This window comes from Intrasporangium zincisolvens (assembly GCF_034724055.1).
In the GTDB taxonomy this organism is placed as follows: domain Bacteria; phylum Actinomycetota; class Actinomycetes; order Actinomycetales; family Dermatophilaceae; genus Monashia; species Monashia zincisolvens.
In genome coordinates this window covers 1-1,364 of record NZ_JAWIIL010000023.1, presented here as the reverse complement: position 1 = coordinate 1,364, position 1,364 = coordinate 1, and the positions used below count along the sequence as shown (strand labels likewise).

The 1,364-nt window shown below is 57.2% G+C and carries 1 rRNA gene; it reads left to right on the top strand.

Annotated features, from left to right (window positions below):
• Positions 1-4 precede the first annotated feature (4 nt).
• Positions 5-1,364: ribosomal RNA gene (locus RY076_RS23610) — 16S ribosomal RNA — on the top strand; the annotation flags it as partial.

The window sequence follows — 1,364 nt, the reverse complement described above, 5'->3', positions numbered from 1 at the left end:
AACATCAACGGAGAGTTTGATCCTGGCTCAGGACGAACGCTGGCGGCGTGCTTAACACATGCAAGTCGAACGGTGACGATCAAGCTTGCTTGGTCTGATCAGTGGCGAACGGGTGAGTAACACGTGAGCAACCTGCCCCAGACTCTGGGATAACCCCGGGAAACCGGAGCTAATACCGGATATGACACGGAGAGGCATCTCTACCGTGTGGAAAGTTTTTCGGTCTGGGATGGGCTCGCGGCCTATCAGCTTGTTGGTGAGGTAGTGGCTCACCAAGGCGACGACGGGTAGCCGGCCTGAGAGGGCGACCGGCCACACTGGGACTGAGACACGGCCCAGACTCCTACGGGAGGCAGCAGTGGGGAATATTGCACAATGGGCGAAAGCCTGATGCAGCGACGCCGCGTGAGGGATGACGGCCTTCGGGTTGTAAACCTCTTTCAGCAGGGAAGAAGCGCAAGTGACGGTACCTGCAGAAGAAGCACCGGCTAACTACGTGCCAGCAGCCGCGGTAATACGTAGGGTGCGAGCGTTGTCCGGAATTATTGGGCGTAAAGAGCTTGTAGGCGGTTTGTCGCGTCTGCTGTGAAAATCCGGGGCTCAACCCCGGACTTGCAGTGGGTACGGGCAGGCTAGAGTGTGGTAGGGGAGACTGGAATTCCTGGTGTAGCGGTGGAATGCGCAGATATCAGGAGGAACACCGATGGCGAAGGCAGGTCTCTGGGCCACTACTGACGCTGAGAAGCGAAAGCATGGGGAGCGAACAGGATTAGATACCCTGGTAGTCCATGCCGTAAACGTTGGGCGCTAGGTGTGGGACCCATTCCACGGGTTCCGTGCCGCAGCTAACGCATTAAGCGCCCCGCCTGGGGAGTACGGCCGCAAGGCTAAAACTCAAAGGAATTGACGGGGGCCCGCACAAGCGGCGGAGCATGCGGATTAATTCGATGCAACGCGAAGAACCTTACCAAGGCTTGACATACACCGGAATCACTCAGAGATGGGTGCGTCTTCGGACTGGTGTACAGGTGGTGCATGGTTGTCGTCAGCTCGTGTCGTGAGATGTTGGGTTAAGTCCCGCAACGAGCGCAACCCTCGTTCTATGTTGCCAGCACGTGATGGTGGGGACTCATAGGAGACTGCCGGGGTCAACTCGGAGGAAGGTGGGGATGACGTCAAATCATCATGCCCCTTATGTCTTGGGCTTCACGCATGCTACAATGGCCGGTACAAAGGGCTGCGAAACCGTAAGGTGGAGCGAATCCCAAAAAACCGGTCTCAGTTCGGATTGGGGTCTGCAACTCGACCCCATGAAGTCGGAGTCGCTAGTAATCGCAGATCAGCAACGCTGCGGTGAATACGTT